Genomic DNA, 14,269 nt, shown 5'->3' on the forward strand with positions numbered 1-14,269 from the left:
GATTTAGCCTATGCCGTGATGGATGGGGTAGATGCTAGAGCTAAAGCCCATGGACATACGGTTGAACGCTTTCGGTTCAGGGCAGAAGACACTTAATACAACTTCATCCAACTCAACTTTTCTACGCCTACCTACTCAAATCAAGTATATTGTGATAATCTAAAGAAACAAATGGAATGACAAAGCAATCGAGACCTTAAACACGAAGGCGAACGGATCTGAGAGTCTCAATCCCTAGCTTATTCACCCCCTGAAAACCGTCTGGTCTTGGGGGTCCACTTCAACCAAGTCTTCTTTCTTGACCAGATCAGCCGTAGAAGCCGCAATCAGTTCATTGATTTTGTTCAAGCAAGCATTTAAGCCAGCCGCAAACTCATATCGATTTAACGCTTGGTTGCCTTTGTAAGTACGATCGGGATAACCCACAATGCAGCCATAGCGCTCTACCAAAGATTGCAACGCTTGAAATGCCCAATCGGTTGGCTGAACATCTGTGAGTTGAGAAACTGAGGTTACTTGTTCGATTTCGTCAGCTTCTTCAACATCATTAGAATCTGGTTGACTGCGCGATCGGAGTTGGAAACCTTCATCCGCCTGGGGCAAACTGGCAGACCGAGCATCAGAGCCTCCTAAAACGATGCTCAATATCCCCAGAGTAGCTAACCATAAAGTCCTCAAAACTTTAATTGTCATGATCTGCATCCACTGATGAAGTTACCTTAACCACAATTATTTACTTGCAGTAATATCAGTTGAGTGTGTTATGGAAGCGATCGTTCATCCACAACTGAAACTCTAAGAAGTTCACTTGCTCGTCTCTGTTCAAAAAACTATAGTGTTTGCAATCGGTGCAATTAAAGAATGTGGCAACTCTAGCACCCTTGCCAATTGAAGTTGAATATTATCTTGCGATCGCCAATACAATCTTGCTATATTTTGCAAAATTGTTTCGTGATTTGCTTACACTCACTCACGCGATCGGAGTTTTCCGGCGTTCTTCAATGTCTTCTAACGTGCGGATAATCAGCCGCTTTGCCTGAAGCTGCCAGCCCAGTTTTTGGATGTTGAACGCGATCGCACCCCCGACGATCGTGGCAATAAAATCTAAAGGCTGAAATGATGAAATTCCAAACAGCAAACCTAAACCAGCGATTCCCCAAAACGGCAAAGCCGCGGTCTGACGCTGGGTTTCGACTAACTTGCGAATCGGGTCGGTGGGCATCTCTGCTAACAGCGTTTCTTTAACTTCCTGCTGGTCTTTGGCGTTGACTGATAAACCGATCTTCTGTCTCAGTTTTTCAATCTTGCGGGCATCAGTGCTGTATTGCGTTAACTCATCTTCTGCCATCAAAACTAGCCGTTCACACTGTCCCATCGTTTGACCTCAATGCCATTTCCTCTATTGTTGATCGAAATTCGATTGATTTATAATTTTGCGATCCCCATCCCATTGTGGTCAACTAATTAATACCAATTTCAAAAACAATTGCGATCGTCTGTAAAAGGACACGGCAGTGCCATGTCCCTACTGTTGCATCAATCAAATTGGCATAACTTATGATCAAACCATCACAACCAAATTGGGCGCAATATTGGTCGCTTGACCCTGCGATCGTGTTTCTCAATCACGGCTCGTTTGGCGCGTGTCCATTGCCAGTGTTGGCACTACAACAACACCTACGCCAGCGCATTGAGCGACAGCCGCTGCAATTTTTTGGGCGAGATTTAGAACAGTTGCTTGACCAGGCACGAATTGATCTCGCCGCGTTTGTGGGTGCAGATGCCGACGATCTGGCCTTTGTGCCCAATGCTACGACTGGAATCAACACGATTCTGCGTTCTCTCACGTTTGAGCCTGGAGACGAACTGCTGACCACCAATCAGGAGTATAACGCCTGTCGAAATGCGTTGGAGTTTGTGGCAGCGCGATCGGGCGCAAAAATTGTGGTGGCAGAAGTCCCTTACCCGATCGAGTCTGCTCAACAAGCGATCGAGCTAATTCTGCAAGCCGTTTCTTCAAAAACTCGTCTGGCATTGCTGGATCACATTACCAGTCAAACGGGATTGGTGTTTCCGATCGCGGAGATCATTCACGCATTGACCGCTCAAGGAGTCGATACGCTGATTGATGGTGCCCACGCACCTGGAATGGTCGCTCTGGATTTGACGGCGATCGCCCCCACTTACTACACAGGCAACTGTCATAAATGGCTCTGCGCCCCTAAAGGAGCCGCTTTTTTATATGTGCAACGCGACAAACAAGCTGAGATTCGTCCTTTAACCATCAGTCACGGAGCCAATTCGCCACGCTGCGATCGGTCTCAATTTCGTTTAGAGTTTGACTGGACAGGAACCGATGATCCCACCGCTTATCTATGTGTCCCAGAAGCGATCCGATTTATGGGGTCACTGTTGCCGGGTGGCTGGTCTGAGTTGATGGCTCAGAATCGAGCTAAGGCGATCGCTGCCAGAAAAATTCTTTGCGAAATCTTGGAGGTTGCGCCGCCTTGCCCCGATCAGATGATTGGCTCTTTAGCAACGGTGCCGCTATCCGATGGGTCGTATATTGAGTTGCAGGATGCGCTGTTAGAAAAGTTTGGGATTGAAGTTCCGATCGTGCCCTACCCATCTGCGCCTAACCGATTAGTTCGCATTTCTGCCCAGATTTACAACACATTGGATCAGTACGACAAGTTAGGGCAAGCGATCGTAGAACTATCGGCCCATCACTAGACTTGAGTCATCCCAATTTGATTTAACGTGAGTTCGACGAGGTTTTTCGCTTCGTTCTCAGCGGCTTCTGCCCTCTAAATCCCCCAATTTGGGGGACTTCAAGCCAAAACTTCCGGTTCAAAGTCCCCCAATTTTGGGGGATTTAGGGGGCTTCCCGAATTCATCATCGGAGTGAACCACTTCTATCGAATGCCCTCTCGCGATCGTTAGCACACATGCCCTCTCGCGATCGAAGATGCGATGAAAGATTCCACGATCTCTATCAAAAGAATGTTGCCAGAGTTGGGCATCTTAAAGTTGGCAGACTCCCGACAGGTGATTTTTTTCGAGTGGGTGTCTGCTCATCCCTGCTACCTGGATACCTCCCTCATGCTTTCAAATCTTCTCAAATTCGATTTCCCGCTCTGGCAATATCTCAACCAACCTTTAGGAGAGCGGACTTACCCAGTAGTTCTCAACCCTCGTCGCTTTCGGTGTATTCATCGAGTAGAGCTTCTAGAACGATGTCTCGAAAAAAGTATCGAATCGAAAGGGCGACGTGACTAACGCTCATAGGAGTAAACATCGCCCGTTTGCTGAAACAACGTTGACGATCGCTCTGATAACTGTTGCACATCGCTCGATTCCAGACTCCAGGTAAATGCTTCAACATTGTGCTGAATCTGCTGACGATCGAGGGTCAACCCAGAAATCACGGCTTCTACGCCCTGCTGTTGGCTGACCCAGTTTAAGGCAACCTGAGCGATCGTCTTTTCATATTTTTGGGCAATTTGCGCCAGCGTTTCTAACAGATCCAACACAGCCGACCAGCCGCCGTGAGTCCGAATCATATTGCTGTAATAAAACGATCGAGCGTGGTCAGCAGCATTTTGGGGCGCTTTCACCCCGCGAAACTTGTCAGATAGAAATCCCCCTGCTAGAGGGCCATAGGCGAGAAGTCTGATGTTGTGTTTGAGGCAGAGCGCTTGCATTGACGCTTCGACCCGACGATCGATCAAGCTGTATTGCACCTGATGAGTCGCGATCGGAGCCATTTGCAAAGCTTTTTCTAGCATCGGAGTATCAAAGTTTGTCACGCCCAGTTTGACGATTTTACCTTGCTCGACCCATTCATTGAGCAGTGCAAAGGTCGAAGAAAAATCAAGCTGAGGATTATGCCAGTGAACTTGAACGTAATCGAGGCGATCGCGCTGCAAAGTCCGTAACGAGTTTTCAATTTTGCTGCGAATCTGGTTAGGAGTCGGAATTCCACTAAAAAAGACCGCTTTCGTCAGCACGATCGTGTCGCGTCCTTTGAGCAACCGTCCTAAAACTTGTTCACTGCGCCCGTAGATGTCTGCGGTGTCAAAACCTTTGCTCCCCAACGTTAGATAGGTATCGATCGCCCGTTCTAGCTTGGCTTCTGGGATAGCTTTCCAACTCCGATCGTCGATCTGCCAGCAGCCGACCACCAGCGGCTTTAAACCAGAATCTAGTTGAGAATTCATAAGAGAAACATTAAAAGTAAGACCCTTAGTCACAAATACAGACTGAAGCTTTGAAAACTGGGTTAGGTTGCAGGTGATAATAGGTGAACTGAAGACTGTTTCTTCAGCAGCACGACTCAGTTGTTACCTCTCTTAATGATATCGACAGGCGCTTTAACCTGTTTCACTCTTCAAACTTATGACAAGGCAGCGAGTTCTTTCTGGCATTCAAACCACGGGCTATCTTCACCTCGGTAATTATCTAGGAGCCATTCGCAACTGGGTCGAAGGGCAAAGTCAATATGATAACTACTTCTTCTTAGCAGACCTCCATGCCATTACGGTGCCCCACAACCCAGAAACGCTGGCGGCAGATACCTACACGATCGCAGCGCTCTATCTCGCTTGTGGCTTAGATTTACAATACACTACGATTTTTGTGCAGTCACACGTCCCGGCGCACACCGAGTTTGCCTGGTTGTTAAGCTGCATTACGCCGCTCAACTGGCTAGAAGACATGATCCAGTTTAAAGAGAAAGCGGTGAAACAGGGGCAAGACGTGGGAACGGGCTTACTGACTTACCCGGTGCTGATGGCTTCTGATATTTTGCTCTATGAGCCAGATAAAGTGCCCGTCGGCGAAGATCAAAAACAGCATTTAGAACTGACTCGCGATTTAGTCGATCGGTTTAATCACAAGTTTGCCACTCCTGAACAGCCAGTTCTCAAACGTCCCGCTCCGCTGATCCGATCGGAAGGCGCACGAGTGATGAGCCTCACCGACGGCACTCGCAAAATGTCAAAGTCTGACCCGTCTGAGTTGAGCCGGATCAATTTGCTAGACCCGCCAGAGGTGATTCAAAACAAGATTAAGCGCTGCAAAACTGACCCGATTCGAGGGCTAGTGTTTGGTGATCCTGAGCGTCCTGAGTGCAACAACCTGCTGACGCTGTATATGATTTTGTCTAACCAGACCAAAGAAGCCGTTGCCGCAGAATGTCGAGAGATGGGCTGGGGGCAGTTCAAACCATTGCTGACAGAAACGATGATTAGTGCCTTGCAGCCAATCCAAGAAAAATATAAAGCCATCATGGATGACCAGGGATATCTAGAATCGGTGCTGCGAAGCGGACGCGAAAAAGCATCTGCGATCGCCAACGAAACCCTAACCAAAGCGAAGAAAGCAATGGGATATACCTTGCCTCTTTAAAAAAGAGAACGGTAGAAACTCCGGCGTTGCAAAATCAGAGGGGTCGAATGGCTGTAGGGGTAGCGCCCCCGTGCCTACCCCTGACGGAGGGCAACCACGTAGAGATTGCCCCTACTCAGATCATCCCTACGTTCAGGAATGCCAAAATTCAGACCATTTACCGATGAAGAATCCTGGATTACTCAGGATCTATGAGGGTATGCGGTGCTGAACTTTAAGTTCCTGTAAATTGCTGGGATCAGCTTCAGATTTTGAACCAATCACCGATACCCTATAGCTAAAGCTCTAACCCCGATCGCCCATGTCTCACCCTTCACACCCGCTCCCATCGTTCCGCTCTGCTGCTCAGTCTGGCGAATTTTTGATCACGGCTGAAGTGGCTCCTCCTAAAGGCGGCAACCCTGCTCATATGCTGGAGATGGCGCAACTGCTCAAAGGGCGAGTCCATGCGGTGAATATCACAGACGGCAGTCGAGCCGTGATGCGGATGTGTTCGCTCGTGTCGTCAGCGCTGCTGCTGCAACAGGGCATCGAGCCGATTTGCCAAGTGGCGTGCCGCGATCGCAACAGCATCAGCTTACAAGCCGATCTGCTCGGTGCCCACGCACTAGGGATCTACAACATTTTGGCGTTGACGGGCGACCCCGTGAAGGCAGGCGATCATGTGGATGCAAAAGCCGTGTTTGAGCTAGAGTCAGTGCGCTTGCTGCAACTGATCGCCAAGCTCAATTTAGGCGCTGATTGGAAGGATCAGCCTCTAACTGATGGAGAAACCAGTCTATTTGTCGGCGCGGCAGTTGACCCGCAGTGTGGGAGTTGGTCAGGTTTACAGCGTCGGTTTGAGCGCAAGGTAGAGGCGGGGGCGCAATTTTTTCAGAGTCAGCTAATTTCGGACTTCGATCGCTTAGAAAAATTTATGGATCACCTCGGTTCACCTGCCGGAAAGCCCATCTTAGCGGGAATCTTTCTGCTCAAGTCTGCAAAAAATGCTCGATTTATTAATCGCTGTGTGCCAGGAGTTCAAATTCCAGAACACATTATCGATCGCTTAGAACGCGCCTCTGATCCTCTGCAAGAAGGCGTGATGATTGCCGCAGAACAGGTGCAAACCGCTCGCCAACTCTGTCAAGGCGTACACATGATGGCGGTGAAGCGAGAAGATCTGATTCCGCAAATTCTTGACCTGGCAGGAGTCGCACCGTTGAGTAAAGCAACTCCTGTTACGGCGTGAGTAGCTAATCTAAAGGGGTTCGGGCTACGATCGAAGGTATAAAGCACTGCCCTACTCCGATCCAGGAGAACTGCCGATGACTGAAAGCCCGATCACTCAAAATCCCTTTATTGTCGGTAGACCCGTTCCGCCAGATTGTTTTGCGGGGCGCACCTCTGCGATCGAGACCGCGTTTGATCAGATTCTCAGTCGCAGCAATCTCGCCATCTGGGGCGGGCCTGGCATTGGCAAATCGTCGTTTTTAGAACTTCTAGCTTCCCCCAAAGCGTGGCAACTGAGAGGACATGATCCCTCTAGCGCAGTTATCGTTTTGCTGAGTTGTTTGAGCATTACTCCATTTAGTGCTGTCAACTTCTGGCGCGAGATCATGCTGCTTACCCAAGAGGCTTTAGAAAAAGAGCCAGTATTGCAGACAGAAGTTGGTAAGTTCTTGGAGCAGGGCAACACGACGAAGGACGGGCTACGATCGATGCTGCGATATCTAGGCAAGCAAAACAAATTTCTCGTGCTGCTGGTCGATGATTATGATGCGGCGCTGCGATCGCAAGCAGGCTATAGCGATAGTGACATTGCTGTTTTCTTGAGCGATTGCCGAAACATTGCTTCTCACTCCAGAGAGCGGCAGTTTCTCTCGATGGTCGTCACTTCACTGCGACGGCTTAATGAACTTGGGCCTAAATTAAAACCCGATGGCTCTCCGTGGTATAACCACTATTTATTTCAGCCTCTCAAGCCTTTTGACGAGACAGAAGTGGCGGCGCTGCTAGGCTGTATGCCGATGACCCCAGCGCTCAGAGACGGCATTCGAGAGATTGCTGACGGCAACCCGGCTTTGCTGCAAAACGCCGGACATCTGCTCTATCGTGAACTGCGGACGGGTCACATTCCCAACGCGGAGGCATTTGCAAAAGATTTTCAGCGCACCACCGTTCACTATTTTGAAGACATGTGGAATCTGGCTAGTGAGATCGAGCAAACGCTGATGATGCTGATTGCCCTCTGTGGGTTAAAAGGTCGCCTGCATAAAAAACACTATGATCTAGGTGACACCAATCTTGTCTTTAGCCAAAAAGAACGAGAATTGACCGATTTAGAAGAGCGAGGCGTGGTGATATCGCAAATGCAGGACAGCCAAAAGTCCTATGAGTTTGCCTCTTCAATGATGGAATGGTGGGTGGTCAAGGAAATTGAAAACAGCACCGAAGAGACCCTTCACGATCGCCAAAAAGGCTTCCTCAATCTCATGAGTCACAAACAGGCAGAGAACGTTACAAAAGCAATTCGCTGGTTGTGGCAGCATAGAGAAGAGGTGCCATCTATCCTGGAATGGTTGGGAAAAGTGTCGGCAGCATTGCCGAAGGGATTGATCCAGGGTTAATCTAGCCAAATAGCTAAAACTTATCTATGCGTTTTCCGATCGCTCGGAGAAATCCTTACATTATCGGTCGCCCGATTACGGAGCCGAACTTATTTTTTGGACGCGAGAGTCTGTTTCGGTTCGTGGAAGACAGCCTCTACAAGGGTTCTCAAGTGATTTTGCTGCACGGTCAGCGCCGCATTGGGAAGTCATCGGTGCTGGCGCAGATTCCTAATTTCGTTGACTTGGAACAGTTTGCCTTTGTTCCGCTTTCACTAGAGGGCGACAGCCAAAAACCCCTCGGTGAAGTTTTGCACGAACTCGCGAGAGATTCGCTAGAGCACTTTAGTTTGATGGACGCGATCGCACTGCCCTCGATCGCAGAACTAGAAGCTGATCCCAGGACTTTTGTCGATCGTTTCCTTCTACAACTGCGCCAAGCCCTCAACGTTCAAAATCTAGTGCTGTTGCTCGACGAATTTGACGCGTTCTACAGCCTTAAAGTAGCAGCAGGACATCTGTTTCAATATCTCCAATCGGAGGTTTATCACCATCCTGATCTCTACATCATTCCAGTGGTGGGGCGGCAACTCAACGACTTGCCCGAACTAGTGAGCCTATTTCGTGAGGCACCCAATCAAGAAGTTGGGCTACTCGATCGCCGCAGTGCAGAACGGCTGATCACCAAACCTGCCGAGGGTTTGCTGGACTATAGCCAAGACGCGATCGACGCAATTTTAGAACTTTCAGCAGGTCATCCTTACTTTACGCAAGTGGTTTGTTTTGCCGTGTTTTCTCACGCCAGAGAAGAAAATCGCTGGCAGGTGACTCGCGCCGATGTTGACAGCATTGTCGAAAAAGCCCTCGAACTCGGTGAAGGCGGGTTAGCTTGGTTTTGGGATGGATTGCCGATTCCAGAACGAGTCGTTTTCGCAGCCGCCGCCGAAGTGCCTGAGACGAAACTGATCGCTGATCAGGCTGACGATGCCTCAATTTTAAGTTTCACCCAAGAAGAGCCACTAGCGCTGCTGCGCGATCTCGGAGTCAGTCTCACGCCGCCTCTACACGATGCTGTGTTTCATCTCTCTGACTGGAAGTTTCTGCAACCTGTGGGGTCAAATCGACCCACCGGAACCAGCATTCCGCCCAGAATTGCCACGTTTCGAGTGACGATCGAGTTAGTCAGGCGATGGTTGGTCAGACGACACGCCCTCCAGCACGAAATTTGGGAACTAGAGCGGCTTGACCCCGAAATTGACCATCTCTATCAAGAAATCAAAAAAGCGCGTCCGTTTGGAGTCACCCTGAGCATTATCAGTCGGCTCAGTCCCATTTTGGCGGCAAACCCCAACCACTTTGGGGCCCTGTTTGATCTCGCAGAGTGCGTGATGGAGATTCGCAACTTTAGTCAAGCGGTGAAATATTACGATCGTGCCTACCGCGTTGATCCCGTGCGGGCAAAAGATGGGTTTCTCCAAGCCTTATGGGAATATGGCGAAGAACTTGGAGATGAAGGACATTTAGAAGAAGCAAAAGCAGCATTAAAGCAAGCCTTGGAAATTGCTCCAGATAACCCAGAGATCTATGAGCTGCTGGAGAAGATCTATAAAGAAGAGAAATATAGTGGCTACTTCAAGACAGTCTTTCCACCGAGTTTGAACCCTGTGAGCGATCGCGATTTCCCTTCAGAAGCCGTGTCAGAGATTGTCTTAGAGAGCGATTTGACAAACTTGCAAAACAAGTTTAGCGACGTGTGGAAACTCGTCGAAGATAACGCGCCTTCTGAGGTGAAAGACCGAGCGCTAGAGCGATTAGAAGAACTCAAAGAAATCTTCACGACTCAAGAGCTAAATCTGACGACGATGGCTTATGTGCGGCAATGGTTCGAGAAGAATCTGCCTGCGCCACTCTACGAAGCTGTGAGCCGCTTTTTAGAAGAGATCATCTCGAAAGCCAGTAATGTGAATTAACTGACTTCGACACTAGGAAAGCAAACCTTCGTGCCACCTAGCCCACAATATCCACCGAGATTTTTAGCAAGATACTGCTGGTGATAGGCTTCTGCGTAGTAAAACTCAGGCGCATCTATAATCTCAGTCGAAATCTCTCCGTGCCCTTCTTGCTTTAGCGCTTGCTGATAGACATCGCGAGACGCTTCTGCGAGTCGGCGCTGCTCGTCAGAATAGACGTAGATGCCCGATCGATACTGCGTTCCAACATCGTTACCTTGGCGCATCCCTTGCGTTGGGTTGTGGCTCTCCCAAAAGACTTTCAGCAGGTCTTCATAGCTGACCACGCTGGGGTCGAAGACGACTAGAACGACTTCGTTATGTCCAGTTCTCCCTGAGCAGACTTCTTGATAAGTAGGGTTTGGGGTAGCTCCGGCTGCGTATCCGACTGCGGTCGTGAAGACCCCGTTTTGCTGCCAAAACTTACGCTCTGCGCCCCAAAAACAGCCAAAGCCAAATAGAGCCGTCTGCATTCCGGCTGGGAATGGCGGCTGGAGTGGGTTGCCGTTGACATAGTGGCTTGAAGGCACTGGCATCTTTTCTGCCCGCCCTGGTAAGGCTTCTTCAGGGGTGGGCAAGCTCTGCTTTTTGCCAAATCCGAATAACACCATGCGTTTTAACTCTATTTTCGAGATGAATCTTTACACGTCCTTATATTAACGTATCTCTTTGCAGGCTCAAGTGTTGGGAACCGTCCGATCGTCCAACTTATTTTTATAAAGGGTTAGTCTCTAATCCTCCATACCGCGTATAACATTCTTTTTAGGGGTCGTCTGTCATCTCTATCACGGCAATTTTCGTTTCTCTGAAATCATGAAACCCTTTTCAATTTCTAGGGCGTTTTTTCAAATCAAATGGGGAACGGTGGGCGCGATCGGGCTGCTGTCAGGAGCGGTAGCGCTGCTGATCTGCGGGGCATGGCTGAGTGTAGAATTTATTCTCGATCCGCGATCGGTGATTTGGCTCAATCAATATCTGCCAGAAGGGTCAAAAATTTTAGTCGTAGGGTCGGATGACCTGAGAACCCTAACAGAATTGCAGGCAGCCCTGAAGAAAACCGGACGCACGACTGGCGACCCGCTTTTATTAGAAACCAATCTAAAAGCGGCTAAAAAATCTTCAGATCTGCTGTTGCCCGTGTTGACTCGCAGAGAATCCTGTGACCTTGATTGCGATCGCGTTACAGAGCTAAGAGTTTATCGTCCGATTCTTGAGAGTCATCGTCGGGGCAAACAAGACTATCTTCAGCTAATCAGTCAGCTTCCGATCACTGGGGTAGACGAGTCATTTGTGCTGGCACCGTTTGCAGAGGCGGGCGGCGACGATCAAGGCTCAACCCGTGCCCTGCCCCTGACCACACTGCAACGCTTTGAAGATAAAGCGCCATCCCAGGGCGTTTGGCTCAACCTGAGCGGGCAGCGATCGCAAGGAGACCACTCAGTTGCCTATGGAGAAATTGTTCACTACAACCCCGGTCAGACTCACTTGAGCATTTTGCTGCGCTGGACAAGCCCGATCGGAGAAGCTCCAGTCTGGCAAAAACGAGCGAAGGGCATGCTGTCTACGCTGGTCGTCAATCAATCGATCGGGCTAGAACCCCGTTTTGAAGCTTATCAGGTAAGAGCGCGCAAGTTTGTCCCCGATCCGCTACAGCTTCTCCCGGTTTCGCTCACCGAACCCGCGTTAGACAATGGTGCGTTTGTCGATGCTCTTTTTTTAGCGCGAAACGGCTTGTGGTCAACCGCTTTGGAGTTTTTGCGATCGGTTAAAAATCGCCGAGTAGGGTGGTCAGCCAATGCCCAAGCGCAAATGGATTTGGTAGAGCGCCACGCTCAAGTCACAAAATCGCAAGCCGAAAAACCTTGGGCAAATGTGAGTCAACAGGTTTTAGTCAATCTCGTGGATGGACGATGGGCAAAAGCAACGCAAGTGCTGCAAGCGTCCCCGAACGATCGAGACGAGATCACTAGTCTTTTAAAGAGTGACTCAGGGCGGTTGTGGAAGCGAATCAGCGCCCTGCTGCGGGTGAATCCAACTCGGCAGGATGTGCAAACTTGGGGAGCGCTGATTCTGATGGCGCAGCAAGATAAACCGAGGGCGATCGCGTGGTTAAAGAAACAACCCCAAGAGTCTCCAGCAAGCCGCGCTCAAATCACCAAGTTATTAAACCAAATAGACGCACTTTAGACACAATTCTTAGCTACAAGCGCCTCAACACCCTTAAAAGAGAAGAAGCAATTCTGTGAAAAGCCTCTCAATAAGGCGTACTGATCAGCAGTAATAAAGCAAGATCTATACTCGTTCTTGATCCCCTAGGGGGGGATATCAGAGGGTCTTGGTGAGCCAGTGGCTCTAAGCTTATTGAGAATTAATGGCAAAAAAGCTTGACAAGGTTCATCAAAACATAATAAGACGGTTAAGAGTTATCGTCCAAGCAAGCGAATAAGAACGATAATTATTATCATTTTGTAGATTTGATTGGCTTTCATTGAGTTGAGCAAATCCACTAACGCAACCCATTCATTCACCTGATGTGAGGCCACGACCCCTATGACGAACCTTCTTTTCAAGACTTTCTGGCTAAACCCAGCGATCGTGGCAGCCAGTCTAACCGTTTCATCGGTGGCAACTGCGGCTGACGTTCCAGCAGTGGTGTCTGCTAAGACTGAGCCGATGCAGCTTGCTCAAGCCGCCGAGACAACCTTAGAGTCTGAGGTCAGTGATTCGAGCGAGACTGCCTTATCTCAAGTCACCTCAGTTTCTCAACTGTCAGATGTGCGCCCGACTGACTGGGCATTTCAGGCGCTGCAATCTTTAGTTGAGCGCTATGGCTGCATTGTGGGATATCCCGACAAAACCTTTCGCGGCAATCGCGCTACGACTCGCTTTGAGTTTGCGGCAGGCTTAAATGCGTGTCTCGATCGCATCAATGAACTGATTGCTGCCGCCACGGCTGATTTAGTCAAGAAAGAAGACCTTGCAATTCTGCAAAGACTCCAGGAAGAATTTGCTGTAGAACTGGCAACTTTGCGCGGTCGAGTTGATGCGCTAGAAGCGCGCACGGGAGCGTTAGAAAAGCAGCAATTTTCGACGACCACCAAGCTCAGTGGAGAAGTGGTGATCGGCATTGCAGGGGTTGCAGCAGGCAGAACGATCAGTGGTCGAGAAGTCTCGAAGAATACGATCATCGGCGATCGCGTTCGTCTCAACTTTGACACCAGCTTCACGGGCAATGACTTGCTGAGAACCCGTCTACAGGCTTTCAACCTAGCAGCGCTGCCTACGGATAGAGTAAATGGCGACTTACTGACACGGGAAGGAAACTTCCGGTTTGCAGCCGATGGTGATAACTCAGTCGCAATTGATGCCCTGCTCTATCAGTTTCCTTTAGGTAGCAAGACGACGGTCACGATCGAAGCAAATGCCGGAGCGATCGACGATTTCACCGACACGCTCAATCCCTATTTAGATGGGGACGGCGCAACAGGTGCCTTGACCCACTTTGGCACTCGCAACTCGATCTACTATCTGGTGAATGGGGCAGGTTTGGGTCTCAGACACTCGTTTAGCGATGCTTTGGAACTCAGCTTAGGCTATCTGGCCAACGATCCGGCTAACCCAGCTAATGGAGCGGGGTTGTTTAACGGGTCGTATGGCGCGATCGCCCAGTTGACCTTTAAGCCCAGCGAAGCCCTAGCATTAGGGTTAACCTACATTCATGCCTACAACAACGACTTTACTGCAAACGGCAGCGTCGGCAGTGACCTTGCCAACTTTCGCGAAAGCACAGGGGAAGCCTTCTCTACCGATGCCTACGGCATTGAAGCGTCCTTTCAGCTAAGTCCTAAGATTAATATCAACGGCTCTGTTGGCTATACCAACGCTCAGGCTGTAACAGGTGGCAGAGGCAGTTTTGATATCTGGAACTGGCAAGTCGGTTTGGCGTTTCCCGACCTGGGCAAAAAAGGCAACCTGGCAGGCATTATCGTCGGTCAAGAACCTAAAGTCACAGGCAGTCGTGGTGCGTTAGGGCAAGCTTTTGGGCGCGATCGTGACACTTCTCTGCACGTCGAAGGCTTCTATCAATATCAGTTGACTGACAACATTGCCCTCACTCCTGGCATTGTTTGGCTGACGGCTCCCAATCATGACAACCGCAATAATGATGTGGTGATTGGCACCGTTCGTGCAACGTTCACGTTCTAGTCTGGACAAACAAATAGTCACCGATGGGCTTATCCATGGGTGACTATTTAAAAATGA

11 protein-coding genes and 1 pseudogene are annotated in these 14,269 nt (G+C 49.5%); 8 read left to right on the plus strand and 4 right to left on the minus strand.

What is annotated here, in order from left to right; all coding sequences use genetic code 11:
- Positions 1–285: 285 nt before the first annotated feature.
- Positions 286–693 (minus strand): annotated as a pseudogene (locus tag BRW63_RS27235) (iron uptake porin); the annotation flags it as partial.
- 277 nt (positions 694–970) lie between these two features.
- On the minus strand, positions 971–1,375 hold the full coding sequence (locus BRW63_RS12390) for a hypothetical protein (RefSeq protein ID WP_073071563.1): 405 nt from the start codon (positions 1,373–1,375) through the stop codon (positions 971–973).
- A 182-nt stretch (positions 1,376–1,557) separates the two neighbouring features.
- On the opposite strand from BRW63_RS12390, the gene BRW63_RS12395 reads away from it, so the two are divergent.
- Positions 1,558–2,733: an aminotransferase class V-fold PLP-dependent enzyme gene (locus BRW63_RS12395; RefSeq protein WP_073071565.1), complete on the plus strand. Its 1,176-nt coding sequence runs from the start codon at positions 1,558–1,560 to the stop codon at positions 2,731–2,733.
- A 240-nt stretch (positions 2,734–2,973) separates the two neighbouring features.
- Positions 2,974–3,279 carry a hypothetical protein gene (locus BRW63_RS12400; RefSeq protein WP_143162049.1) on the plus strand — a complete coding sequence of 102 codons (306 nt, stop codon included), beginning with the start codon at positions 2,974–2,976 and terminating at the stop codon, positions 3,277–3,279.
- Here the strand turns inward: BRW63_RS12400 and BRW63_RS12405 are convergent.
- Positions 3,276–4,220, minus strand: coding sequence for an aldo/keto reductase (locus BRW63_RS12405; protein ID WP_073071569.1), 945 nt, complete (start codon positions 4,218–4,220; stop codon positions 3,276–3,278). The genes BRW63_RS12400 and BRW63_RS12405 overlap by 4 nt on opposite strands.
- Positions 4,221–4,398: 178 nt before the next feature.
- Here BRW63_RS12405 and trpS point away from each other — a divergent pair, with 178 nt between their 5' ends.
- From trpS to BRW63_RS12425, 4 genes are all read left to right on the plus strand, one after another.
- Positions 4,399–5,409 carry a tryptophan--tRNA ligase gene (gene trpS / locus BRW63_RS12410; RefSeq protein ID WP_073071571.1) on the plus strand — a complete coding sequence of 337 codons (1,011 nt, stop codon included), beginning with the start codon at positions 4,399–4,401 and terminating at the stop codon, positions 5,407–5,409.
- Between the two features lie 301 nt (positions 5,410–5,710).
- A complete protein-coding gene (locus tag BRW63_RS12415) occupies positions 5,711–6,640 on the plus strand; it encodes a methylenetetrahydrofolate reductase (RefSeq protein WP_073071573.1) in 930 nt (309 codons plus the stop codon).
- Positions 6,641–6,716: 76 nt separating this feature from the next.
- Entirely contained in the window at positions 6,717–8,018 is a 1,302-nt protein-coding gene (locus tag BRW63_RS12420; protein WP_073071575.1) for an ATP-binding protein, read from the plus strand.
- Between the two features lie 26 nt (positions 8,019–8,044).
- Positions 8,045–9,967, plus strand: a complete 1,923-nt coding sequence (locus tag BRW63_RS12425) for an ATP-binding protein (protein WP_073071577.1) — start codon at positions 8,045–8,047, stop codon at positions 9,965–9,967.
- Here BRW63_RS12425 and msrA read toward each other — a convergent pair.
- Entirely contained in the window at positions 9,964–10,617 is a 654-nt protein-coding gene (msrA, locus tag BRW63_RS12430) for a peptide-methionine (S)-S-oxide reductase MsrA (RefSeq protein WP_073071579.1), read from the minus strand. The two genes, BRW63_RS12425 and msrA, sit on opposite strands and share 4 nt — an antisense overlap.
- Before the next feature lie 202 nt (positions 10,618–10,819).
- Between msrA and BRW63_RS12435 the strand changes: the two genes are divergently transcribed.
- Positions 10,820–12,193, plus strand: coding sequence for a hypothetical protein (locus BRW63_RS12435; RefSeq protein ID WP_073071581.1), 1,374 nt, complete (start codon positions 10,820–10,822; stop codon positions 12,191–12,193).
- A 363-nt stretch (positions 12,194–12,556) separates the two neighbouring features.
- Positions 12,557–14,212 carry an iron uptake porin gene (locus BRW63_RS12440; protein ID WP_073071583.1) on the plus strand — a complete coding sequence of 552 codons (1,656 nt, stop codon included), beginning with the start codon at positions 12,557–12,559 and terminating at the stop codon, positions 14,210–14,212.
- Positions 14,213–14,269 lie beyond the last annotated feature (57 nt).

This window comes from Phormidesmis priestleyi ULC007, from assembly GCF_001895925.1.
Classification (GTDB): Bacteria; Cyanobacteriota; Cyanobacteriia; order Leptolyngbyales; family Leptolyngbyaceae; genus Phormidesmis_A; species Phormidesmis_A priestleyi_A.